This window comes from Pseudomonas citri, from assembly GCF_025336485.1.
GTDB lineage: Bacteria > Pseudomonadota > Gammaproteobacteria > Pseudomonadales > Pseudomonadaceae > Aquipseudomonas > Aquipseudomonas citri.
On the sequence record NZ_JAODAB010000001.1, the window covers coordinates 415,877 to 440,139 of the forward strand.

The following is a 24,263-nucleotide window of genomic DNA, read 5'->3' on the forward strand; positions in this document are numbered from 1 at the left end:
ATAATCCAAGTGGTACGACAAGGCATTACCAGCGCGTCATGGAATGTGCGTCGGGCGTTCTTAATTTCGCAACATCCCCTCGCTAACGTTCATCCATCCGCTGCTGACGGTCGCTGCGGTCCGTCCCGGATCGAACCAAAGGGCCTCAAGAGACTCTGAGCATTGCCCCGAGGAATCGAAGCGGTGTCACGACAAGGAAAATACCCAGGCCAGAAAACCTGCGGTGCCAGGGTTTGTCAGCCTGCCTCAAGCGTGCCGAAGAAGATGATTCGATGAGCAAACCACTGCGCTTCATCCCACATTTCAAACGTCGTCCGTGGCTGATGCTGCCGACGCTGCTGGTGGCCTGTGGCCTGGTGCTGTCGCTGGAATCGAGTGTCAGCCGCGCACAGCCAGCCGACGGCGTGCAGACCCTGGTCTTCCTGCGCCACGCAGAGAAACCCGCCGGCGGCCTCGGCCAGCTCAATTGCCAGGGCCTGAACCGCGCCATCGACCTGGCCACCCTGCTGCCAGAAAAGTTTGGCAAGGCCGATTACGTATTCGCGGCGAACCCTACTCGCAACGTCGAAGAGGGCGAGCAAGACAACTCCTACAGCTACATTCGCCCGCTGATGACCATCAGCCCCAGCGCCATCAAGCTCGGGCTGCCGGTCAACATCAATTTTTCGGCCAACGACACCAGCGACCTGGCTGACGAACTGCTGCACGACAAATACCACAACGCCACCATCTACACCGCCTGGTCCCACGGCTACCTGCCGGAGCTGATCAACAAGGTCGCCGGCGAGGCGGTAGGCAAGGAGCAAACCATTACCAAGGACTGGGAATCAGGCGATTTCGATTCGTTGTACGTGCTGACCCTGACCTGGCACAACGGCAAGGCCAGCCTCACCAGCCAGAGCTACAAGCAAGGGCTGGATAACGGCAAGCAGAGTTGTCCGACCTGATTCATTGCAGGCACGGCAAAAAACTCCAAAAAATGTGGGAGCAAAGCTTGCTCCCACAGGTTCTTTCACCGCACAGAGGATTTGGGAAGATCACCCTCCCCGGACCGCTCGCTCGCGCAGATACTCCAGCACCGCCGCCCGCTCTCCCGAGAACTCGATCCGCAAGCCCTTTTTCTCCCGTTGGAACACGTACATCGGGTCGTAATATTCACGCAACAGGCCTTCGATCCAGCCACGATGGGCGTCAACGGCGCCGCTGGCGGCCTGCTCGGCCAGGGCCGTTTCGAGGATTTCCCGCAAGCGTCGATGGCGGTCGCCACCCAGGCGCTTGTAAATGTTGTCCAGGCTGGCGAGCAATCGCTCGGAAAACAGCGAGAAGCCTTGATCGCCATGCACGGCGACAAACTCGGCACACAGATCGATGACGTAATCCTGCAGGATCCGCTCGACCCGGCGCTCCACGCTGTCTTCGAGCCAGACCATGGGGACTTGCTGCATGCGCTGATACAAAGGCAGCGGCAAGGCACAACTGCCGACCACGCGGCTCTCATCTTCCAGCACGAATTGCTCGATACCGGCGGCGCGCTTTTTCAGCAGATCCACCGCCAGGCGGTTTTCGAAGTCGATGTTGGACGGCTGGCCGGTGGCGCGTTTGCCGAAGCTTGAACCGCGATGGTTGGCGTAACCTTCCAAATCCAGGCTGTTGCTCAGTTGGTTCAGCGCTTCGGTCTTGCCGGTGCCGGTCATGCCGCCCAGCAACACCAGGTCGCACTGGGCAACCGCCTGCTCGACCGTCTCCAGCAGGAACGTCCTCATGGCCTTGTAACCGCCACCGACCCTGGGGTACTCGATGCCCGCTTCGTCCTTGAGCCATTGCTGGACGATCTGCGAACGCAAGCCGCCGCGAAAGCAATACAGCAGGCCGTCGGGATGAGCCCGGGCGAATTCGGCCCAGGCCTGGATGCGCTGGGCCTTGATCTCGCCGGACACCAACTGATGCCCCAGGACGATGGCGGCCTGCTGTCCCTGCTGCTTGTAGCAGGTGCCAACGCGTTGCCGTTCGTGGTCGGTCATCAAGGGCAAATTGACCACGCCTGGAAAAGCGCCCTTGAGAAATTCGACGGGGGCGCGGGTGTCCATCATCGGCCGGTCATGGAGGAAGATGTCGCGGTAATCGATGACGTCATGGCTCATCAAGACACCTCGACCGCATAGGTCTGTCGCTCGACCAGTTCGCCAATGGGCGCCAGCGTCAGGCCCAGTTCAGCGGCAACCCGCAGGAATTCGTCCTCGCCTTCGGGCGTGACGGCCATCAGCAAACCGCCGCTGGTCTGCGGATCGCACAGCACGCGCTTGTGCAACTCCTGGACCCGGCCGACCTTGCTGGCGTAGCTGTCGTAGTTGCGCAACGTCCCGCCCGGCACACAGCCCAGGTCGAGGTAGTACTCGACACCCGGCAAGCGCGGCACGGCGTCGTAGCGAATACGCGCCGTCAGTTGGCTGCCGTCGGCCATTTCCACCAGATGCCCGAGCAGGCCGAAACCGGTGACGTCGGTCATGGCCGTCACGCCGTCGAGCTTGCCGAAACGGCTGCCGGGTTTATTGAGGGTGCACATCCAGTCACGGGCCAGGCCGATGTCTGTGCTGCGCAGCTTGCCCTTCTTTTCCGCCGTGGTGAGGATGCCGATGCCCAGGGGCTTGGTCAGGTACAAGCGGCAACCGGCCGTGGCGGTGTCGTTGCGTTTCATGTGGCGTTTGTCCACGAGGCCGGTCACCGCCAGGCCGAAAATCGGTTCCGGCGCGTCGATCGAATGCCCGCCGGCCAAGGGGATGCCCGCCTCGTCACACACCGAACGACCGCCGCGGATCACTTCCCGGGCAATTTCCGGGGCCAGTACGTTGACCGGCCAACCGAGAATGGCGATCGCCATCAGCGGATCACCGCCCATGGCGTAGATGTCGCTGATGGCGTTGGTGGCGGCGATGCGGCCGAAATCGAAAGGGTCGTCGACGATCGGCATGAAGAAATCGGTGGTCGAGACCACCCCGCGCTCCTCGTCGATGGCATACACCGCCGCATCGTCCCGGGACGCGTTACCGACCCACAACCGGGGGTCGAGGTTTTGCGCACCGCTGCCGGCCAGGATCACTTCCAGCACCTGGGGTGAGATCTTGCAGCCGCAACCTGCGCCGTGGCTGTATTGGGTCAGGCGAATCGGCTCGCTCATGGACACACCTCTCGTCATTCAAGTGGGGCGAGTCTACCAGCAATGGCAAAGCAGCTAATCTGTACGGTGCAGCCCATGGAATTTTCCCATCCCCGGGGAATCATTTGAACATCAGCCGAGCACCCATCCAGGAGATCGCCGATGCCCCTTGCCCCCGCCGCCGACGGCACTCATCTTGATTATGGCCTCGACACGTTGTTCGGGCGCCAGACCAAAAGCCTCGATTGTCACTTCGACGTCCGGCGCCTCGACGACGGCGAGCCGCCGTGGTTCGCGCTGCACGTCCGGCCGCCGCTGCCGGACGACCTGGAGAAGGCCCAGATCGTGGTGTTCGACGCCGAAGGGCGGCGCATCAGCGGCATTGTCCGACGAACCGAACGGCTGGCCGACGACAGCCTGCAACTGGACGTGGAACCGGACTGAGCCTGCCAACCCCGGTGGCTGCGCGACAGGAGGCTGGAGTCCGGCGCGACGCCCATGGGATGATCGGCCTTCAAGCACGACCATCCGTGGAGAGTTCAATGTCATCGCTGAGTAAACACGCCGCCACCTTGTTGCTGACGACGCTGGCCAGCCTGGCCGTGGGACCGGCCCTGGCCGCGCAACCCAAGGCCAGCGCCGAGGCACCGCCGCAAAAGGTCTCGATGCTCGGCGGCAAGTTGGCCTTCACCTTGCCCAAGGGCTTCACGGCCACCCCCCTGGCTGCCGGCGAGGTGAACCAGGGTACGGGCGGGGCCAGTGGCACGATGTACAGCAATGCCAGCAGCCGCACCGTGGTGATCACCGCTGAAAACACTCTCATCGGCGGCGCCAATGTGACGGACAACGACGGCACGTTTCTCGACACGACCATGGCCGACTTCGCCGCCCAACGCGTCAAGGCCTTGCCGGATGCCAAGATCCTGAGTGAAAAAAGCCTGGTCCGCAAAGGCACCGGCCTGGGCTTGCGCCAACTCGACACCCGCGCCACCCAAGGTGGCGGTCCGACCCTCGACACCACCCTGCTGGGCGCCTCCGGCACGCGCATGGCCGTGGTGCAAATCATCTCCCGGGCCAGTGACCAGGGCGGTCATGACGCATTGGTTAAACAGATCGCCAGCGGCCAATGATCGCGTCGGCCAATGTGGGCTCCCACAAGGGATTGGACGGGGATCTCAGGGATTGAGCCGCTCCAGCCAAGCCCGCAGATCCTGGACTTCCATGGCGCTGATCTGGTGCCCCACCCCCGGGTAGCCATGGAATTCCGGTTCCAGCGCCAGGGTTTTCAGGAATGAGTCGGCTTCGGTGCCGTCGCGGTAAGGAATGATCGGGTCGATCGTGCCGTGGCCGATGAACACCGCCAGGGCCCGTCGCGGCTCGGCGGGCGTCAGTTCCGCCCGCAGCACCGGCAGGACCCGCCCGCCCATCGCGGCGATGCCGCCGACGGCTTCGGGGTGCCGCAAGGCCACCTCGTAGCTCATCATTGCCCCCTGGCTGAACCCCACCAGGTACACGCGGCTGGCGTCCGCCTGGTATTTGGCCCGGGCCTTGTCGATGAAATCCAGCAACATCTGGCCGCTGGCCTTCAGGTCGCTGGTGTCGCCGTCGTAGGCACCCTCGCCTTTCTTGGCGAACCACTGGTAATGCCCTGGCTCCATGACTTTCGGCGCCCGCACCGAGAGGTAATTGTAGTGCCCGGGCAACTCGTCCTTGAGTTCGAACAGATCCGCTTCGTTGCTGCCGGAGCCGTGCAGGAAGATCACCAGCGGCCGATTGCTGGCCTGCTCGTCGGCGTGGGCCAGGTAATTGAGGGGCAGGTCCGTGTGCAACGAGGGTTGGGCCTGCAGGCTGGCGGACACCAGCAGCAGACACAGGGCGAACGCTTTGAGCATCGATCTTCCTCCATCATTCGATAGCCGCACGGCAAACCGTGCGGTGAGGTAGACAGCACTTTCGCGTCGTTGCTCAATTTCCCACGTTGAATCTCAGCAGTCGCACCCAATGACCGTGTTCGCCACGCGCTCCGGCGCACCGGTCAGATGGAAGCCCTCGTCGAGCCAGCCCATGACCCCGCCGATCATTTCCTTGACCGGATAGCCCAGCGTTGCCAAGCGCACCGCAGCCTTGTTCGCACCGTTGCAATGCGGACCGGCGCAATACACCACGAACAGGGTGTCTCCGGGATAAGCCGCCAGCCGCTCAGCCGTGAGGGAGCGGGTCGGCAGGTTGACGGCCCCGGGGACATGGCCGCGCCCATAAGCCTGCGGCCCACGGACATCCACCAGCACAAAATCCACTTCACCGGCCTGCTGGCTGGCATGCACGTCGGAACAATCCGTTTCGAATGTGAGGCGCTGGCTGAAATGCTGCAAGGCGATATCGGCGGGTGCGGCAGGTACTTCGCGAACCAGGCTGGGCATGGCTAGGGGCTCCGGTAGGGATGAGGGCATGGGCAGACTTTATCCGTGGGCGGCTTACCGCTACAGTGGCGCGCACGACACTCTGTGGGAACTTTCCGCCAAATGCAGCCTAACCCCGGCCTGGTGGCCATCCTTGCCTACGACGGCCTGTGTACCTTCGAATTCGGTGTGGCCGTGGAAATCTTTGGCTTGGAGCGGCCCGAATTCGATTTCCCCTGGTACGAGCACCGCATCGTCGCGGTCGATGCCGGCCCGATGCGCGCCCTGGGCGGTTTCCAGGTGTTGGCCGATGGCACCCTGGAACTGCTTGAGACGGCCCGGACCATCGTCGTACCGGGCTGGCGCGACCGTAGCGTGCCGCCGCCCGAAGCCTTGCTCGAGGCATTGCGCAGGGCCCACGCCCGAGGCGCACGGCTGTTGTCGATCTGTTCCGGGGCGTTCGTACTGGCGGCCACCGGACTGCTCGATGGCCTCGGCGCGACCACGCACTGGCGCTACACCGAGGAACTGGCCGAAAGCTTTCCCGCCATCCTGGTGGACCCCCACGTGCTGTACGTCGATTCCGGCCAGGTCATCACCTCGGCCGGCAGCGCCGCCGGCATCGATGCCTGCCTGCACCTGGTGGCCCGGGACTTCGGCGCCCAGGTGGCCAACGCCGTGGCGCGGCGCCTGGTGATGTCGCCGCAGCGCACCGGAGGCCAGGCGCAGTTCATTCCCTCGCCGGTCAGCCGCACGCCACGCGGCGACCTGTCGAGCGTCATGCAATGGGCCCGCGAACGGCTTCACGAACCTCTCGGCGTGCGCCAGTTGGCCAGCCAGGCGGCCATGAGCGAACGCACCTTCCTGCGCCATTTCACCCAGGCCTGCGGGGTCTCGCCCAAGGCCTGGCTGCAGCATGAACGCCTGGCCAGGGCCCGCGAATTGCTGGAAAGCAGCGACGACAATACCGACAACATTGCCTTGCTGTGTGGCTACCGCTCGGTGGAGAGTTTTCGCGTGGCGTTTCGCAGCGTGGTGGGGGTGGCGCCGTCGGTGTATCGGGAGCGGTTCGGGCGCGGGTAAGTAGCCGATATCACTGTCGAGCGCTGTTGTGGCGAGGGGCTTCATCCCCTCGCCACAAATCGGTACGTATGCACAGATTTTTATCGAGGCTTGCGTAACAAATAAGTATCCATGATCCAACCATTGGCCTTTCGCGCGGCCTTGCGGGTGCGCTCGATGTCATCGGCGACATCCGCCAGCCGGCCCTCGATCAGGATTTCATCCGGCGTGCCCACATAGGCGCCCCAGTAGATCCGGGTATCCGGATCGCCAACCTGACGATACGCATCCTCGGCGTCGAGCATCACCACCACACTGTCCGCATCCCCCACCTGCCCCGCCGCCAGACGGCGCCCCGTGGTGATTTCCAGCGAACCACCGATGCTGTTCAACGGCACTTTGTGGCGCGCCGCCAGGGCCTGGACGCTGGTGATGCCGGGGATGACCTCGAACTCGAAGGGCGCGCAACGGCCCGCTTCGAGAATGGCCTGGAGGATGCGCACGGTGCTGTCGTACAACGCCGGATCGCCCCACACCAGAAAACCGCCACACTGGCCGTCGGATAATTGCTCATTGATCAACCGTTCGAAGGTGGCCTGCTTCGCCAGGTTCAGGTCCTCGACCGTGGCCGCATAGGCCTGATCGCCGCGCTGGCGCTCAGGGCTGTCGGCTTCGACGAAACGGTACGTGCGATCAACGATGTAGCGTTGGCAGATTTCGCGGCGCAGGTCCAACAGCTTGTGCTTGGCCGGTCCCTTGTCCATGAGAAAGAACACATCCACCCGGTTCAGCGCCTTGACCGCCTGCAGGGTCAGGTAGTCCGGATCGCCGGCACCGATGCCGATGACGAGTAGCGTTTTCATGCCGGTCACTCCTGCCCCAATGCCTGGGTGCGCAATCGCCATACCCCGTTGAAACGCAGCTCGACGGCGGACAGCGGCTCGATGTCGAGGCGGTTGAATGTCGCCGCCGGGCAGTCCAGGACATTCACCAGGGCCGCGCGGATCACAAAGGGATGCGTGACCGCCAGCCAATGGCCGGGCTGCTCTTGCAGGCTTGCCAGCCAAGCGCCGATACGGCGACACAACCCGGCCACGGACTCGCCGCCATGAGGGGCCGCGTCGGGGTCGTCGAGCCAGGCTTGCACGGCTTGCGGTTCGGCCTTGAGCACCTCGTCGAGGGACAACCCGCGCCAGCGTCCGAAATCGCAATCGGCCAGGGCCTGGATCACCTCGGGGTGGGCACCGAACAGCGCGGCAGTCTGGCGAGTACGCAACTCCGGCCCGCAGAGCAACTGCCGGACGTTGCGGTAGCGATGCCTGACCTGCGGGCCGACGTCCGGGCGCTGCGCCAGCCAGTTGGCGTCCACGGGCTCCTCCAGCCCGAAGCACACCCGTTTCTGGGCAACGGTGCGGGCGTGACAGATCAAGGTTAAACGGGTGGCTTGCACGTAGGACTCCCATGGGGATTGAACGGTTTCGCCAGGGCGATATTCATGGCTTTACCTGTACAGCACCTTATATGAGATCAAATAACTGATACAAAAAGACGTTATGTCTGACACCGTCGCGCGCTATCGACTGACCTACCCATCTGACATCCGCAAAGCCAAGTCCTACAGGGGTTTCGCACCATTTTCGAGCATTCTAAACGGAGGAAAAAATCGCTGGACATGTAGCGCACGCTACATAAATACTCCTTTCAGAGGTTATGAAAGAAATCAAACACTCATCCAGGCAAGGAGCATGGATGCCACCCCTCAGAGACCTGATCACCGATCCCGGCCTGGACTTGACGCCATCGGAACGCAAGGTCGTTCGCGCCCTGCTCGACCACTATCCCCGCAACGGCCTGGGCCCGATGTCGCGCCTGGCGGACCATGCTGGTGTCAGCGACCCGACCATCGTACGGCTGGTGAAAAAACTGGGCTTTGGCGGCTACGCCGAATTCCAGGAAGCATTGCTCAGTGACATGGACCATCGCCTGAGTTCGCCCCGCACCCTGCTGAAACCGCGGGCAAAACTGCCGCAGGGCGACACCTGGAGCCAGTACCTGGCCGCCAGCCAACGGAACCTCATCGACACCCAGGCCCTGACCCAACCCGAAGACGTACGCGTTCTCGTGCAATGGCTGCTCGACAGTCGCCACCAGGTCCATTGCTTTGGCGGGCGTTTCAGCAACTTCCTGGCCCAGTACCTGCTCAACCATCTGCGCCTGTTGCGCGCCGGCTGCTTTGTCCTGGAAGACAATGCCCAATTGCCCGACCGGCTGTTCGATGTGCAGCGCCAGGACGTGGTGCTGATCTTCGACTATCGGCGCTACCAGGCCCAGGCCTTGCGCGTGGCCAGCGCAGCCAAGGCGCGTCACGCCCGGGTGGTGCTGTTCAGCGACGTCTACGCCTCGCCACTGCGTGAGCTGGCCGACCTGATCATCAGCGCCCCGGTGGAGTCGACGTCGGCCTTCGACAGCCTGGTCCCGGCATTGGCCCAGGTCGAAGCGCTGATCGCTTGCCTGGCACCGCAATGCCCTGAGCTGGCCGAACGCCTGGAAGGCATCGACACCCTGCGTACGGAATTCAACACGCACCTGCTGGAGGAAAAATAAGGATGTTCTCGCTCCCCCACCACTCGCCCCGGGACTTGCCGTTTACCCATGACCACACGGCCTTGTTGCTGGTGGACATGCAACGTGCCTGGCTGGAGGCCCGGTTCGATGCCCACCTGGGCACTGCCGAGGCCGGATACTTCATGCGTCGCGCCCACCAGCAGGTCATTCCCAACCAGCAACGTTTGCTCAATGCGATGCGTGCGACACGGCACAACGTGTTGCATACCCACATCGAGAGCCTCACCGCCGATGGCCGCGACCGTTCCCTGGACCACAAACTGTCGAACATGCATTTGCCCAAGGGCAGCCCCGAGGCGCAGATCATCGCCGAGCTGACGCCGCTGGAAAACGAAATCGTGCTGCCCAAGACGTCCTCGGGGGTCTTCAACTCCACCAATATCGACTACGTGTTGCGCAACCTGCAGACCCGTCACCTGATCGTCGCCGGCATCGTCACCGACCAATGCGTCGACATGGCCGTGCGCGATGCCGCCGACCGCGGCTACCTGGTCACGCTCGTCGAAGACGCCTGCGCCACTTACACCGAACAACGTCACCTGGCCTGCCTGAATGCGATCAAGGGCTACTGCTGGATCACCGACACCGAGACCGTCCTCGGTCGTTTGCTGGAGATGCAGCCGTGAGCCGTCCTGATACCACAACCCCCGTGGCACCACTGCCGCTGACCACCCTGGTCTGCACCGACCTGATTGGCGTGACCCGCGGCCGCTCGTTTCCCAGCGATGAACTGTCCCATTACGTCAGTGCCGGTTGTGGCTGGGTGCCGGCCAACAGCGCGCTGACGCCTCAGGACAGCATTGCGGCATCCAACCCTTGGGGCGCCTATGGCGACTTGCGGCTGGTGCCGGACCTGTCCAGCCGGGTCACCCTCGACAATGGTCCCGATCCCCAGGCGCCCGCGCTGGATTACATCCACTGTGACATCCGGGAAACCGACGGCCGCCCGTGGAGCGCTTGCCCGCGCACGCTGCTGCACGACGAACTGGAGCGTTATCGCGCCGAACTGGGCTTGCAGGTGTTCGCCGCGTTCGAACATGAATTGACCCTCACCGCCACCACCGTCCAACCCGATCGGCTGGCCTTCAGCCTCCAGGCCCAGCGTCGGCAGGCCGGGTTCGCCGGATGGTTGCTCGGCGCCCTGCGGGCCGGCGGCGTCGAACCGGAAATGTTCTTGCCCGAATACGGCCAGCACCAATATGAAATCACCTGCCGTCCGAGCCTCGGCGTGGCGGCCGCCGACCGCGCGGTGAACGTGCGGGAAATCACCCGCGAGATTGCCCGACAAATGGGCCTGAATGCCAGCTTCGCGCCCAAGACGGCGGAAAACGCCGTGTGCAACGGTGTGCACCTGCACCTGAGCCTGCAAGACCTCGAGGGCGCGCCCGTGCTCCACGACAGCGACGATGCCAACGGTTTGTCCAGCCTCGGCCAACACTGGGCTGCCGGTGTGCTGCATTATCTACCGGCGCTGTGCGCGCTGAGCGCGCCGACGCCGGTGTCCTACGAGCGCCTGCAACCCCATCACTGGAGCGCCTCCTATGCGTGCCTGGGACACCGCAACCGCGAAGCGGCGTTGCGCGTCTGCCCCACCGTGAGTCTGAGCGGCAAGCCGATAGCGGCCCAGTACAACCTGGAGTTTCGCGCCATGGACGCCACCGCCTCGCCACACCTGGCGATGGCCGCACTGCTGATCGCCGGACGACTGGGCATCGAGCAACGAATGACGCTGAACGCGGTCACTCGTGAAGTACCCGATGAGTTGGACGAGGCGCAACGCCAGGCCCGCGGCATCATTGCCTTGCCGACCACGCTGGCCCAGGCCCTGGATTGCCTGCGCCAAAGCGGGGCCTTGCTGGAAGCCCTGCCCGGCCCACTGGTCAACACCTACTTTGCCTTGAAGGCCCAGGAGCTGGCCTTGACCGAGGCACTGTCACCTGCCGAGCGTTGCGAGCACTATGCGCGAATTTATTGAATGTGCTGAAACAGGGCTCTACACCGAACCGGCTTACCGGTTGGTCCGGGAAGATTCCGAACACCCGCTGATACTGGTCTGCGAACACGCCAGCCGCCGTATTCCCAGTGCGCTGAACGACCTGGGCCTGGACGAGACCGCCGCGCAGGAACACATCGCCTGGGACATCGGCGCCCACGTCCTGGCCGAACGCCTGTCCGAGACCTTGGGCGCGACGTTGCTGTCGGCCAATTATTCGCGGCTGCTGATCGATCTCAACCGCCCGCTCCACGTGCCGGACAGCATCCCGGCCCAGAGCGAGATCTACCAAGTGCCGGGCAACCACGATCTGGATGAGGCCACGCGCGCGTACCGCCAGCAATGCCTGTTTCATCCCTTCCATGATCGACTGCAGGCACTGATCGACCAGCGCCTGGCAGCCGATCGACCGGTGCGCGTGGTGGGCATCCACAGTTTCACCCCGGTGTTCTACGGCCAGCCACGCGCTCTGGAGGCTGGCGTGCTGTTCGGCGAGGCCAAGGATTATGCGCAGCGCATCGTCGATGGGCTGAGCCGGCATTCGCTGCGGGTGGCGGGCAACCAACCCTACAAGATCAACCCACTGACGGACATGACCGTCCCGGTGCACGGCGATGCACGGGGCCTGGATTCGGTGTTGATCGAAGTACGTAACGACCAGCTGCGCACTCCCGAAGCGGCACGAACCTGGAGCGCCTACCTGGCACCGTTGCTGTAGAGCGGCAGCGACGAACAACAACTACAAACAGCTGAAAAGGAAAACGGCTCATGAGCATCGAGGCATTTGGTTACAAACAGGAATTGCGACGCAGCCTGTCGCTGACAGACCTGGTGGTGTACGGGATGATTTTCATGATTCCCATCGCACCGTTCGGCGTCTATGGCTACGTGAACGCCGAGGCGTCGGGGATGGTGCCGCTGGCGTACCTCATCGGCATGGTGGCGATGCTGTTCACCGCGCTGAGCTACGGCAGCATGGCCCGGGCATTCCCGGTCGCCGGTTCAGTCTATTCCTACGCCCAGCGAGGCCTTGACCCGCATGTCGGGTTCCTCGCCGGCTGGCTGATGCTGCTGGACTACCTGCTGATCCCGCCGCTGTTGTACGTCTACGCCGCCATGGCGCTCAATCACCTGTATCCGGACATCCCCAAGGTTGGTTTCATCCTGGCGTTCCTGTTGAGCGCGACCTTTGTGAACCTGAGGGGAATCACCTTCACGGCACGGATGAACATCCTCTTCCTGCTGGCGCAACTGGTGGTGCTGGGGATCTTCCTGTCCTACGCCTGGAATGCCCTGCACGACGGCGCGGGCAACGGCCAACTGACCCTGGCACCGCTGTACAGCGCCGAGCACTTCAACTTCGCGCTGTTGATGCAAGCGGTGTCGATCGCCGTGTTGTCGTTCCTGGGGTTCGATGCGATTTCCACCCTGGCCGAAGAAATCAAAGGCGACCCAGGTCGCAGCGTCGGTAAAGCGGCGCTGGTGACCTTGCTGGTAATGGGCGGGATATTCGTGGTGCAGACCTGGATCGCCAGCGACCTGGCGGCCGGCATGGGTTTCAAGTCCGCCGACACGGCATTCTATGAAATCGCCGAGCGGGCGGGTGGCAACTGGCTGGCGACCCTGACCGCGGTCGCCACGGCATTGTCCTGGGGCGTGGCCGTGGCAATCACCTCCCAAGCGGCGGTGTCGCGCCTGTTGTTCGGCATGGCCCGGGACGGCAAGTTGCCCAAGGCACTGGCCAAGGTCCATCCACGCCACAACACCCCGTACTGGAGCATCTACCTGGTCGCCGTGCTGTCGCTGTTGATCTGCTACCTGTTCATCGACGCCGTGGATACCCTCACCTCCCTGGTCAACTTCGGCGCCCTGAGCGGTTTCATGTTGCTGCACATAACGGTGATCAACCATTACTGGCGCCGCCAGCGCTCCGGTCGGGTGATCCGCCACCTGATCTGCCCGCTGGTCGGCTTCGGCATCGTCGCCGCCATCATGTACAACATGGGCGTGGATGCACAGAAACTCGGCCTGGTCTGGATGGCCGCCGGCGTGATCTATCTGTGTGTGCTCAACAAGTTCGGCGCCGGCGCTGCCCTGCCCGACCCAGCCGGACAATAAGAAGGCTGGCAGGCCGAAGGATCGGCCAGCCATCGCGACGACGCGAGGCTATCGACAGTGATTGTCATGGAACAGGAGTGTTATCCATGCTGGCCTTACGACCAGTCCAACCCACCGATCTGCCGCAACTGCAACAACTGGCCCGTGACAGCCTGGTGGGTGTCGCTTCGCTGGCGGACGACAGCGCGGACCTGCGGGAAAAGATCCTCGCCTCGTGCGCCGCGCTCCAGGCCAATGTGCAAAGCCCGGGCGGAGAACGCTATGTGTTCGTCCTCCAGGACCTGGTATCGGGACGCCTGGCAGGCTGTTCGCAGATCCTCGCCTGCACCGGTTACGACGAACCGTTCTACAGCCTGCGCAACCGACCGTTTTCCAGCGCATCCCGGGAGCTGAATATCCAGCACGGCGTGCCTGCGCTGTCGCTGTGCCAGGACCTCGCCGGCCAGACGCTGCTGCGCGGCTTTCACATCGATGCCGGGCGGGCGCGCACGTCGGCGTCGGAGTTGCTGTCCCGCGCCCGATTGCTATTCATCGCCGCCCACCCCCAGCGCTTTGCCAAATCGGTCATCGCTGAAATCGTCGGTTTCAGCAACGAGGACAACCAGTCGCCCTTCTGGGACGCTGTCGGCCAGCATTTCTTCGACCTGCCCTACGCCGAAGCCGAACGCCTGCGCGGTTTGCAGAGCCGGTCCTTTCTCGCCGAACTGATGCCCCAATACCCGATCTACGTACCGATGCTGCCACCAGCCGCCCGGGCCTGCATCGGCCAAGTGCATCCTGGCGTCCAGGAAACCTTCGACATCCTCGTGCGCGAGGGCTTCGAACCCCACAACTATGTCGATATTTTCGATGGCGGCCCGACCTTGCACGCCCGAACCGCGTGCATCCGTTCCGTCCGCCACAGCCGCCTGGCGACGGTCCGACCCAGCCGGCAGATCGACGCCCGGGGCCGCTACCTGGTGAGCAACGACGGCCTGCACAACTTCCGCGCCGTGGTCGCCGAACTGGACGTTCCCGCCGAAGGGCCCGTGGGTCTGACGCCTGATCTGCTGATCGCGCTGGAGGTCGGGGACGGCGACCGGATCCGGATGGTGGCTTTATGAAGACCACCCCATGGCGCATGCCCTGTCCGTCGGGCCAACACGATGAAGGAGCCGCCACATGATCGTCCGTCCGGTCGCCATCAGCGACCTGCCCGCGTTGCTGGACCTCACCCGGTGCGCAGGTCCCGGTTTCACCAGCCTGCCGGTCAACGAGGAACGCCTTGCCCATCGGGTGCGCTGGGCCCAGCGCACCTTCTCCGGGCAGGTCGAACGCGCCGATGCCGATTACCTGTTCGTGCTCGAGGACCGGGAGCACCGAGTGATCGGAGTCAGTGCGCTGACCGGGGCGGTGGGGCTGCGCGAGCCCTGGTACAACTATCGGGTCGGGGTCACCGTCAGCTCGGCACCGCAACTGGGCATCCGCCGGCAGATCCCGACGCTGTTTCTCAACAACGAGATGACCGGGCAATCGGAAGTCTGCTCATTGTTCCTGCATCCCGAGCAACGCCGAGGCCATAACGGACGCCTGCTGTCCCTGGCGCGCTTGCTGTTCGTGGCGGAATTCTCCCAACTGTTCGGCGAAAAACTGATTGCCGAACTGCGCGGCCACGCCGATGCACAAGGTTGCTCACCGTTCTGGGACAGCCTGGGGCGACACTTTTTCAGGAAGGATTTCAGCTACGCCGACCAGTTATCGAGCATGGGCAACAAACCGGCCATCGCCGAACTGATGCCACGCCAACCGCTGTATACCTGCCTGCTCACCGAACAGGCCCAGGCCGTGATCGGCAAGGCCCACCCCAATGTCGAACCGGCCATGAAGATTCTCGGCGCCGAGGGTTTCAGCCACAGAGGCTACGTCGACATCTTCGACGCCGGCCCGGTGATCGAGGCGCCGGTGGCAAAGATCCGCACGGTGCGCGACAGCCAGTCGCTGGTCCTGGCCATTGGCACTCCGGATGAACAGGCCCCGGTGTGGCTGATCCACAACCGGCGCCTGGAAAACTGCCGCGTCACCAGCGCCCGGGCCCACCAACATGGCCAGGATCTGCTCGTCGACCGCTACACCGCCATGCGCCTGCAAGTGCAACCGGGGGACACGATTCGCGCCGTGCCGTTGCTCAGACATGGTCGCCCCATAGCCGCCTAGGCTGTGTACGAAACGTCGAGTGGCCAATGGATGATGCGCAGCCGGCATCGCCCATGCGCATTCGTCATCATTCTTGTCTGTTGCCCGTGATAGCCTTTGCTACCTTCGGCGTTGACACCTTTGCTCAAGCCTTTCCATTCCATTGGTGGAACTCACATGTCCAGGCTTTCCCATCAAGATTTGCGCCGTAGCTTTCGCCAATTGCTGGCGTCCGACTCCTGCTATCACACCGCCTCCGTGTTCGACCCGATGTCGGCGCGCATTGCCGCCGACCTGGGTTTTGAAGTGGGGATCCTGGGAGGCTCGGTCGCGTCGTTGCAAGTATTGGGGGCCCCGGACTTTGCCCTGATCACCCTCAGCGAGTTCGCCGAACAGGCCACCCGCATCGGTCGCGTCGCCCAGTTGCCGGTGATCGCCGATGCCGACCACGGCTACGGCAACGCCCTGAACGTGATGCGCACCATCATCGAACTGGAACGTGCCGGCGTGGCCGCGTTGACCATCGAGGACACCTTGCTGCCCGCCCAGTTCGGGCGTAAATCCACCGACCTGATCAGCGTCTCCGAAGGCGTCGGCAAGATTCGCGCAGCGCTGGAGGCGCGGGTCGATCCGGAAATGGCGATCATTGCGCGGACCAATGCCGGGATCTTGCCCGTCCAGGAAATCATCAGCCGAACCCGGCAATACGAACGTGCCGGCGCGGACGGGATTTGCATGGTAGGCGTGCAAAACTTCGAGCACCTGGAGCAGATCAGCGAGAACCTGACGGTGCCGTTGATGCTGGTCACCTATGGCAACCCCTTGCTGCGCGACGACAAACGCCTGGCCGAACTGGGTGTGAGAGTGACCATCGACGGCCACGGCGCCTACTTCGCGGCGATCAAGGCCACCTACGACAGCCTGCGCGAACAACGGCAGATCTTCACCCAGGCATCGGACCTCAGCGCCACCGAACTGACCCACACCTACACCCAGCCTGAGGAATACATCCGCTGGGCCGAGGAGTACATGAGCGTCAAGGAGTGAACGTTCCTTGTGGGAGCCAAGCTTGCTCGCGATAACGGTGTATCAGCCTGCAGTGAGGTTGAATGTACCGCCATCATCGCGAGCAAGCTTGGCTCCCACAGAGTCCACAGGCAAGGTGAAACGCGCCCTCAGCGCCCGCTGCGCAGCATCTCCCGCGGCACGTACTTGCCGATCTCGAACTTGCCGATCGCGGCACGATGGACTTCATCCGGCCCGTCGGCCAGGCGCAAGGTACGTTGCATGGCGTACATGTAGGCCAGCGGGAAATCATTGGAGACTCCCGCCCCGCCGTGGATCTGGATCGCCCGGTCGATGACCTTCAGGGCCACGTTCGGCGCGACGACCTTGATCTGGGCGATTTCGCTTTTCGCCACCTTGTTGCCGACGGTGTCCATCATGTACGCCGCCTTCAACGTCAGCAGACGCGCCATGTCGATCTCCATCCGCGAGTCGGCAATCTTGTCGACGTTACCGCCCAGGCGCGCCAACGGCTGGCCGAACGCGGTGCGGCTGACCGCACGCTTGCACATCAACTCCAACGCACGCTCGGCCATGCCAATGGAACGCATGCAGTGATGAATCCGGCCCGGGCCGAGACGACCCTGGGCGATTTCAAAACCGCGCCCTTCACCCAACAGGACATTCTCGTAAGGCACCCGCACGTTGTCGAACAGCACCTCGGCATGGCCGTGCGGCGCATCGTCGTAGCCGAACACCGGCAGTGGCCGGACGATCTTGACCCCGGGGGTGTCCACCGGTACCAGGATCATCGAATGCTGGGCATGGCGCGGCGCATCCGGGTTGCTCAGGCCCATGAAGATCAGGATCTTGCAGCGCGGATCGCAGGCGCCGGACGTCCACCACTTCTTGCCGTTGATCACCCACTGGTCGCCGTCACGCTCGGCACGGGCGGCCATGTTGGTGGCGTCCGAAGAGGCCACGTCCGGCTCGGTCATGGCAAAGGCCGAGCGAATCTCGCCGCGCAATAGCGGCTCGAGCCAACGCTGCTTTTGTTCTTCATTGGCGTAGCGCACCAGCACTTCCATGTTGCCGGTGTCTGGCGCCGAGCAATTGAACGGCTCGGGCCCCAGCAGCGAACGGCCCATGATCTCCGCCAACGGCGCGTACTCCAGGTTGGTCAGCCCTGCCCCCAGTTCGGACTCAGGCAGAAACAAATTCCAAAGACCTTCCGCCTTGGCCTTCACCTTGAGCTCTTCCATGATGGCCGTGGGTTGCCAACGGTCGCCTTCGGCCACTTGCCGCTCGAACACCGCTTCGGCCGGGTAGACATGGGCATCCATGAACGCCGTGACGCGTTCACGCAGTTCCTGAACCTTGGGGGAGTAGGCAAAATCCATCGGCAGCACCTTCTTGGCAGAGGTTGGTTTTGGTCATGGAATCGATGCTAGTTCAGCTACGAAAATTTACCTAACCTATTCTCGGCGTGTATTAACATTCATCACCGATATATGTTTCACTGATTCGCATCGCCACCCGGCACCTCATAACAAGCCCAAGAACAAGAGTGCAGCGCCATGAATCTGAGCAAGGTCGATCTCAACCTTTTCATTGTCTTCGACGCGATCTACACCGAAGCCAACCTGACCCGCGCCGGACAGATCGTCGGCATCACTCAACCGGCCGTGTCCAACGCCCTGGCGCGTCTGCGCGAAACCTTCAACGACCCGTTGTTCGTGCGTACCGCCCAAGGCATGGTGCCCACGCCCATGGCCCAGAACATCATCGGGCCGGTGCGCAACGCCTTGTCGCTGCTGCGGGTGTCAGTCCAGGAAAGTCGGATCTTCAACCCGTTGCAAGCGGTCAAGACCTACCGCATCAGCATGACCGACCTCACCGAAGGTGTGATCCTGCCGCCGCTGTTCCAGCGCCTGCGTCGCCTGGCGCCGACCGTGGCGATCGAAAGTTTCCTGTCCAAGCGCCGGGAAACCACCAAGGAACTGGCCGCCGGCCGCCTCGATTTCGCCGTGGACGCCCCCCTCAACACCGACCCGCAAGTGCGTCACGTCAAGTTGATGGAAGACCGCTACGTGTGCGCCATGCGCAAAGGCCATCCATTGGCGGGCAAGGAAAAAATCAACCTCGATGACTACCTGGCCCAGACCCACGTGCACATCTCCAGCCGCCGCAACGGCCTGGGCTACGTGGACCTGGCGTTGGGCAAGATGGGCATCCAGCGCAAGATCGCCCTGCGCTCCCAGCATTACCTGATGGCATCCCAGGTGCTGCAGCAAACCGACATGGTCATGACTGTGCCCGAGCGCTTTGCGCGTCGCCACGACCTGCATGCCTTTTCACTGCCGGTCAACGATGTGCCACCGGTGGAAACCCATCTCTACTGGCATGAAAGCACCGACCAGGACCCGGCCAACCGCTGGATGCGCGAGCAGATGATCGAGCTCTGCCAACAGGTGACAGCCCATGAGAAGAAGCTCGAGAAGGTTTAGACGATGAATCCTGTGGGAGCTGGCTCCCACAGGATCTCTACGCAGCTCCGTTGCTTGACGTGCACGTCAACCTGCCTTTAGCTTAGCGCCAGCCCCTTTCGTTTCGAGCGCTTCCATGAGCAGCCAGACCTACAGCATCTCCGACCTCGCCCGCGAACTGGACATCACCACCCGGGCCATTCGCTTCTATGAAGAACAAGGCTTGTTGAGCCCGGAACGACGAGGCCAGGAACGCATTTATTCACCACGGGACAAGGTCAGCCTGAAGCTGATCCTGCGCGGCAAGCGCATTGGTTTTTCCCTGGCCGAGTGCCGCGAACTGATCGAACTCTACGACCCTTCCAGTGGCAATCAGAAACAACTGCACAGCATGCTGGCGAAAATCGCCGAACGGCGCGAGCAGCTCGAACAGCAACTGCTGGACATCGAACAGATGAAGCTGGAACTCGACACCGCCGAAGAGCGCTGCATCCAGGCGCTGGAGCAGACGCTCAAGGGCCAGGACAGCGTCCAATAACGATCCACTACTACAGGTCAACTCCCCATGCCCCTTCCCTCCTTTGTACGCTTGATCGAAGTCGGCCCTCGCGATGGGTTGCAGAACGAAGCACAGCCCATCAGCGTCGCCGACAAGGTGCGCCTGGTGGATGCCTTGAGCGCCGCCGGCCTGGGCTACATCGAAGTCGGTAGTTTCGTCTCGCCCAAGTGGGTGCCGCAGATGGCCGGCTCCGCCGAGGTGTTCGCGCAGATCCAGCGCAAGCCTGGCGTGACCTATGGCGCCCTGGCACCCAACCTGCGGGGTTTTGAAGACGCGCTGGCGGCGGGCGTAAAAGAAGTGGCGGTGTTCGCCGCTGCGTCCGAAGCGTTCTCCCAACGCAACATCAACTGTTCTATCCAGGACAGCCTGGAGCGCTTCGTGCCGATCATGGACGCGGCCAGGCAACACGGTGTCAGCGTGCGAGGCTACGTATCCTGCGTATTGGGTTGTCCGTACGAAGGCGACGTTAAGCCCGAGCAAGTGGCGTGGGTCGCCCGCGAACTGTATGCCATGGGCTGTTATGAAGTGTCCCTGGGGGACACCATCGGCACCGGTACCGCCGGTGCCACGCGCAAAATGTTCGAAGTGGTTTCGGCGCAAGTCCCCCGCGACAAGCTGGCAGGACATTTCCACGACACTTATGGCCAGGCCATGGCCAACGTGTATGCCAGCCTGCTGGAAGGTATCGCAGTATTCGACAGCTCGATTGCCGGCCTCGGCGGCTGCCCCTACGCCAAGGGCGCCAGCGGGAACGTTGCCACCGAAGACGTGTTGTACCTGCTCAACGGCCTGGGTATCGAGACCGGTGTCGACCTGGACGCGCTGATCGCCGCGGGTCGGCAGATCTGCGACGTGCTGGGGCGTCCGACCGGCTCGCGGGTCGCCAAGGCGCGCAGTGCGCAATAAGGGTGTTACCGCGCCCCATGTAACGCAGGTGAAACGAGTAACACGGAAACAATTTTTCGGGATTGCGGCCGCTTGATTTTCAGCCATAAAACTCAACAGATTGATTTATAAGGATTTTTAAAAGTTGGCACGCCGCCTGCTATATCTCTGGCACAACAAGAATAAAAAAAAGCGACAAACCCAATAAAAACAAGACGTAACGACTCTGGCATAACAAAAACAACACGGCAGAGACGCAGCTAACAGATTTTTTTGGAGAAGATGTGCTTTTCAGGGTGCTCCCAGGAGTGACCCGCAACCGGGCAGAGAACAATAAAACTACCTCCAGGTAGCGCCCGAATCGGTTGGATCGCAAAGCGAAAAAGCAGATCAGCGCTCAAAAAAATACGTTTGCTCTTGATCCCGGATGGGGATCGCCAAAAACAGCGGTAAAGGGCCACGGCTGCCAAAAACAACAACAGGCCGCCCCTCAATAATAAAAAAAGAGCACGCGACGACAAAATTAAAGGGGAGCTTCGGCTCCCCTTTGTGCTGTCTGGTGTTTGGCTTTTTGGTGGGAGCGAGCCTGCTCGCCCCTACCAGTGTTGTGGTGAGTCCTATTGATCGCGCAGTTCTTCGATGCTGATCTCACGCATGCGGAATTTCTGGATCTTGCCAGTGACCGTCATGGGAAAGTCTTCGACGAATTTGAAATGACGCGGCGTCTTGAAGTGGGCGATGCGGTCCTTGCACCAGGCTTGCAGTTCTTGCTCGGTGGCGCTGTGGCCAGGGTGGAACTTGATCCAGGCAACGATTTCTTCGCCGTAGCGTGTACACGGGACGCCGATCACTTGCACATCCGCCACTGCCGGGTGGGTAAAGAAGAACTCCTCCAACTCTCGTGGGTAAATATTCTCACCACCTCGGATGATCATGTCCTTGTTGCGCCCGACGATACACACGTAACCCTGCGCGTCCATGGTCGCCAAGTCGCCGGTGTGCATCCAGCCTTCCGGGTCGATGGCATCGGCCGTGCCCTTGGGGTCGTTCCAGTAGCCAAGCATCACGCTGTAGCCGCGGGTACACAGCTCACCGACAGCACCTCGCGGGGCGATGTTGCCCGCCTCATCGATCACCTTGCTTTCCAGTTGCGGCTGGGTGCGACCCACAGTGGTCACGCGCAACTCCAGTTCGTCTGCCGGACCGGTCTGCAACGACACCGGGCTGGTTTCCGTCATGCCGTAGGCAATCTGCACTTCGGCCATGTGCATTTCATGGATGACCCGTCGCATCACCTCGATGGGGCAAGTGGCCCCGGCCATGATCCCGGTACGCAGGCTGGACACATCGAAATCGCCCCGCTGCGGCTGGTCCAGCACGGCGATGAACATGGTGGGTACGCCATACAGCGCAGTGGCTTTTTCCTCGGCCACGGCTTTTAGCGTGAGCAACGGATCGAAGGCGTCGTTGGGGTAGATCATGGTGCTGCCATGGGTCATGCAGCCCAGGTTGCCCATGACCATGCCGAAGCAATGGTAGAGCGGCACCGGGATCACCAGCCGGTCTCCTGCCGTCAGGCCCAGGCTTTCGCCGACCATGTAACCGTTATTGAGAATGTTGTGATGGCTGAGGGTTGCGCCTTTGGGGAAGCCGGTGGTGCCGGAGGTGTACTGGATGTTCACCGGTTGATCGGAAGACAGACTGGCCTGGCACTCGGCCAGCTGCTGCGGTGTCACCGCCGCAGCCAAGGCGCCCAGTTGCGACCAGGGCAAAAAGCCTGACGGCGGCTGGGGGTCGAGGCTGATCACACCGCGCAAATCCGGCAAGCGCTCGCTTTGCAGGTGACCGATCGACTGTTGCGCCAACTCCGGCGCCAGCGCCTGCAACATGGCGTGATAATCTGAAGTCTTGAACGCTCCGGCACATACCAGCCATTGGCAGCCGGATTGCGTCAACACGTATTCGAGTTCCGAGACGCGATAGGCCGGATTGATGTTGACCAGGATCACACCGAGCTTCGCGCTGGCAAACTGGCTGATGCACCACTGTGCGCAGTTCGGCGCCCACACGCCGAGGCGGTCGCCGGTTTTCAGGCCCAACGCCAGCAAGGCGCGGGCGTGCAAGTCCACGGCTTCGGCCAATTGGTCCCAGGTGTAACGCAGCGACTGATGGCAAACCACCAACGCTTCGCCATCGGGATAGCGGGCCACAGTCTGGTCGAAAGCCTGGCCGATGGTCTGTGTCAGCAAGGCCTTGGCCTGGGAACCTCGGGTGTAGCTGAGCTGCGGATGTGAACCGGATTGATCCATGACGCCCCCTCTTGTCTTTATTAGTGGGTTGCTACGCTTGGCGATAAACCTATGGAGTCGAAGCTTGCCAGGCAACTGTGAGAGCAAAGCTTGCTCCCACCTCGCCGCCAGCGCCTGGCTTACTCTGGCTTAAGTTGACGTTAACGTAAAGGTCGATTGACAGCCCTCTTTCACAGGTTTACGTTAACGTAAAGGTGAGAGCCATCCCGCCGCTCTTCACGCCCGATAAAAAAGCCAAAAGGTGTCCCATGAGCTATCCCTCCCTGAACTTTGCCCTCGGCGAAACCATCGACATGCTGCGCGACCAGGTGCAGGCCTTCGTCAAGGCCGAACTGGCGCCCCGGGCGGCACAGATCGACGTCGACAACCTGTTTCCCGCCGACATGTGGCGCAAGTTCGGCGACATGGGTCTGCTGGGCATCACCGTAGCGGAAGAATACGGCGGCGCCGGCCTGGGCTATCTGGCCCACGTGGTGGCGATGGAAGAAATCAGCCGCGGCTCGGCCTCGGTCGCTCTCTCCTATGGCGCGCACTCCAACCTCTGCGTCAACCAGATCAACCGCAACGGCAATCACGAGCAGAAAACCAAATACCTGCCCAAGCTGATCAGCGGCGAACACATCGGCGCCCTGGCGATGAGCGAGCCGAATGCCGGTTCCGACGTGGTTTCGATGAAACTGCGGGCCGACAAACGTGGCGACCATTTCGTGCTTAACGGCAGCAAGACCTGGATCACCAACGGCCCCGACGCCAACACCTACGTGATCTACGCCAAGACCGACCTGGACAAGGGGCCCCACGGCATCACCGCGTTCATCGTCGAGCGCGACTGGAAAGGCTTCAGCCGCAGCAACAAATTCGACAAGCTCGGCATGCGCGGCTCCAACACCTGCGAGCTGTTCTTCGATGACGTCGAAGTACCGGAAGAAAATATCCTGGGCGTGCTCAACGGCGGCGTGAAAGTCCTGATGAGCGGCCTCGACTACGAACGCGTGGTCCTGTCCGGCGGACCGACCGGGATCATGCAGGCCTGTATGGACCTGATCGTGCCCTACATTCACGACCGCAAACAGTTCGGCCAGAGCATCGGCGAATTCCAACTGATCCAGGGCAAGGTCGCCGACATGTACACCCAGCTCAACGCCAGCCGCGCGTACCTGTATGCCGTCGCCCAGGCCTGCGAGCGCGGCGAAACCACGCGCAAGGACGCCGCCGGGGTGATCCTCTACACCGCCGAGCGCGCCACGCAAATGGCCCTGGACGCGATCCAGATCCTGGGCGGCAATGGCTACATCAATGAATTCCCCGCCGGTCGTCTGTTGCGTGACGCCAAGCTGTACGAAATTGGTGCCGGCACCAGTGAGATCCGTCGGATGTTGATCGGTCGCGAACTGTTCAACGAAACGAAATGAATTTCGTCAGCTACGCGCGACAAGCTTCAAGCGGCACGCGAACTGCGCTCTGCTTGCAGCTTGTGGCTTGAAGCTCAAAGCTGC

Annotated in this window: 24 protein-coding genes; 16 read left to right on the plus strand and 8 right to left on the minus strand. The window is 62.4% G+C overall.

Annotated features, from left to right (window positions below; genetic code table 11):
• Positions 1-272: 272 nt before the first annotated feature.
• Positions 273-947, plus strand: a complete 675-nt coding sequence (locus tag N4Q37_RS01870) for a histidine phosphatase family protein (RefSeq protein ID WP_260954801.1) — start codon at positions 273-275, stop codon at positions 945-947.
• Positions 948-1,037: 90 nt separating this feature from the next.
• Here N4Q37_RS01870 and mnmH read toward each other — a convergent pair whose 3' ends face one another.
• A complete protein-coding gene (mnmH, locus tag N4Q37_RS01875; RefSeq protein WP_260954803.1) occupies positions 1,038-2,141 on the minus strand; it encodes a tRNA 2-selenouridine(34) synthase MnmH in 1,104 nt (367 codons plus the stop codon).
• Entirely contained in the window at positions 2,141-3,175 is a 1,035-nt protein-coding gene (gene selD, locus N4Q37_RS01880) for a selenide, water dikinase SelD (protein ID WP_260954805.1), read from the minus strand. The genes mnmH and selD overlap by 1 nt, the downstream gene beginning before the upstream one ends.
• Positions 3,176-3,316: 141 nt before the next feature.
• On the opposite strand from selD, the gene N4Q37_RS01885 reads away from it, so the two are divergent.
• Together N4Q37_RS01885 and N4Q37_RS01890 are read left to right on the plus strand one after the other, a co-directional pair.
• Entirely contained in the window at positions 3,317-3,598 is a 282-nt protein-coding gene (locus tag N4Q37_RS01885; RefSeq protein ID WP_260954807.1) for a hypothetical protein, read from the plus strand.
• 98 nt (positions 3,599-3,696) lie between these two features.
• Positions 3,697-4,284, plus strand: coding sequence for a hypothetical protein (locus N4Q37_RS01890; protein ID WP_260954808.1), 588 nt, complete (start codon positions 3,697-3,699; stop codon positions 4,282-4,284).
• A 45-nt stretch (positions 4,285-4,329) separates the two neighbouring features.
• Here the strand turns inward: N4Q37_RS01890 and N4Q37_RS01895 are convergent, their stop codons facing one another.
• Both N4Q37_RS01895 and N4Q37_RS01900 read right to left on the minus strand, forming a co-directional pair.
• Complete coding sequence (locus N4Q37_RS01895; protein WP_260954810.1) at positions 4,330-5,046, minus strand: alpha/beta hydrolase; 717 nt, start codon at positions 5,044-5,046, stop codon at positions 4,330-4,332.
• 93 nt (positions 5,047-5,139) lie between these two features.
• On the minus strand, positions 5,140-5,574 hold the full coding sequence (locus tag N4Q37_RS01900; protein ID WP_260954812.1) for a rhodanese-like domain-containing protein: 435 nt from the start codon (positions 5,572-5,574) through the stop codon (positions 5,140-5,142).
• Positions 5,575-5,676: 102 nt separating this feature from the next.
• On the opposite strand from N4Q37_RS01900, the gene ftrA reads away from it, so the two are divergent.
• Positions 5,677-6,636: a transcriptional regulator FtrA gene (ftrA, locus tag N4Q37_RS01905; protein ID WP_260954814.1), complete on the plus strand. Its 960-nt coding sequence runs from the start codon at positions 5,677-5,679 to the stop codon at positions 6,634-6,636.
• Positions 6,637-6,716: 80 nt separating this feature from the next.
• Here the strand turns inward: ftrA and cobF are convergent, their stop codons facing one another.
• Entirely contained in the window at positions 6,717-7,478 is a 762-nt protein-coding gene (gene cobF, locus N4Q37_RS01910; protein ID WP_260954816.1) for a precorrin-6A synthase (deacetylating), read from the minus strand.
• Positions 7,479-7,483: 5 nt separating this feature from the next.
• Entirely contained in the window at positions 7,484-8,065 is a 582-nt protein-coding gene (locus N4Q37_RS01915) for a histidine phosphatase family protein (RefSeq protein WP_260954817.1), read from the minus strand.
• Between the two features lie 299 nt (positions 8,066-8,364).
• Here N4Q37_RS01915 and N4Q37_RS01920 point away from each other — a divergent pair, with 299 nt between their 5' ends.
• The 8 genes from N4Q37_RS01920 (at position 8,365) to N4Q37_RS01955 (ending at position 16,570) form a co-directional block, all read left to right on the plus strand.
• Positions 8,365-9,219, plus strand: a complete 855-nt coding sequence (locus N4Q37_RS01920) for a MurR/RpiR family transcriptional regulator (protein ID WP_260954819.1) — start codon at positions 8,365-8,367, stop codon at positions 9,217-9,219.
• Between the two features lie 2 nt (positions 9,220-9,221).
• Positions 9,222-9,866, plus strand: coding sequence for an isochorismatase family cysteine hydrolase (locus N4Q37_RS01925; RefSeq protein ID WP_260954821.1), 645 nt, complete (start codon positions 9,222-9,224; stop codon positions 9,864-9,866).
• Positions 9,863-11,215: a glutamine synthetase family protein gene (locus N4Q37_RS01930; RefSeq protein ID WP_260954822.1), complete on the plus strand. Its 1,353-nt coding sequence runs from the start codon at positions 9,863-9,865 to the stop codon at positions 11,213-11,215. Before N4Q37_RS01925 ends, N4Q37_RS01930 begins: the two co-directional genes overlap by 4 nt.
• A complete protein-coding gene (locus N4Q37_RS01935; protein ID WP_260954823.1) occupies positions 11,199-11,951 on the plus strand; it encodes an N-formylglutamate amidohydrolase in 753 nt (250 codons plus the stop codon). Before N4Q37_RS01930 ends, N4Q37_RS01935 begins: the two co-directional genes overlap by 17 nt.
• Before the next feature lie 50 nt (positions 11,952-12,001).
• A complete protein-coding gene (locus N4Q37_RS01940) occupies positions 12,002-13,351 on the plus strand; it encodes an APC family permease (RefSeq protein WP_260954824.1) in 1,350 nt (449 codons plus the stop codon).
• 86 nt (positions 13,352-13,437) lie between these two features.
• Positions 13,438-14,454: an arginine N-succinyltransferase gene (locus N4Q37_RS01945; protein ID WP_260954825.1), complete on the plus strand. Its 1,017-nt coding sequence runs from the start codon at positions 13,438-13,440 to the stop codon at positions 14,452-14,454.
• Between the two features lie 58 nt (positions 14,455-14,512).
• On the plus strand, positions 14,513-15,544 hold the full coding sequence (gene astA, locus N4Q37_RS01950; RefSeq protein ID WP_260954826.1) for an arginine N-succinyltransferase: 1,032 nt from the start codon (positions 14,513-14,515) through the stop codon (positions 15,542-15,544).
• A gap of 156 nt (positions 15,545-15,700) precedes the next feature.
• Complete coding sequence (locus N4Q37_RS01955; protein ID WP_260954827.1) at positions 15,701-16,570, plus strand: isocitrate lyase/PEP mutase family protein; 870 nt, start codon at positions 15,701-15,703, stop codon at positions 16,568-16,570.
• Positions 16,571-16,698: 128 nt separating this feature from the next.
• Here N4Q37_RS01955 and N4Q37_RS01960 read toward each other — a convergent pair whose 3' ends face one another.
• The gene (locus tag N4Q37_RS01960; protein WP_260954828.1) at positions 16,699-17,928 is read right to left on the minus strand and encodes an acyl-CoA dehydrogenase; all 1,230 of its coding nucleotides are present in this window, start codon (positions 17,926-17,928) and stop codon (positions 16,699-16,701) included.
• Positions 17,929-18,105: 177 nt separating this feature from the next.
• Here N4Q37_RS01960 and N4Q37_RS01965 point away from each other — a divergent pair, with 177 nt between their 5' ends.
• From N4Q37_RS01965 to N4Q37_RS01975, 3 genes are all read left to right on the plus strand, one after another.
• A complete protein-coding gene (locus tag N4Q37_RS01965) occupies positions 18,106-19,035 on the plus strand; it encodes a LysR family transcriptional regulator (RefSeq protein WP_260954829.1) in 930 nt (309 codons plus the stop codon).
• A 115-nt stretch (positions 19,036-19,150) separates the two neighbouring features.
• Entirely contained in the window at positions 19,151-19,552 is a 402-nt protein-coding gene (locus N4Q37_RS01970) for a MerR family transcriptional regulator (RefSeq protein WP_260954831.1), read from the plus strand.
• 27 nt (positions 19,553-19,579) lie between these two features.
• Positions 19,580-20,479, plus strand: coding sequence for a hydroxymethylglutaryl-CoA lyase (locus N4Q37_RS01975; RefSeq protein ID WP_260954833.1), 900 nt, complete (start codon positions 19,580-19,582; stop codon positions 20,477-20,479).
• A 596-nt stretch (positions 20,480-21,075) separates the two neighbouring features.
• On the opposite strand, the gene N4Q37_RS01980 is transcribed toward N4Q37_RS01975, so the two are convergent.
• On the minus strand, positions 21,076-22,767 hold the full coding sequence (locus N4Q37_RS01980) for an AMP-binding protein (protein ID WP_260954834.1): 1,692 nt from the start codon (positions 22,765-22,767) through the stop codon (positions 21,076-21,078).
• A gap of 248 nt (positions 22,768-23,015) precedes the next feature.
• On the opposite strand from N4Q37_RS01980, the gene N4Q37_RS01985 reads away from it, so the two are divergent.
• A complete protein-coding gene (locus tag N4Q37_RS01985) occupies positions 23,016-24,179 on the plus strand; it encodes an isovaleryl-CoA dehydrogenase (protein WP_260954835.1) in 1,164 nt (387 codons plus the stop codon).
• Positions 24,180-24,263: the final 84 nt, after the last annotated feature.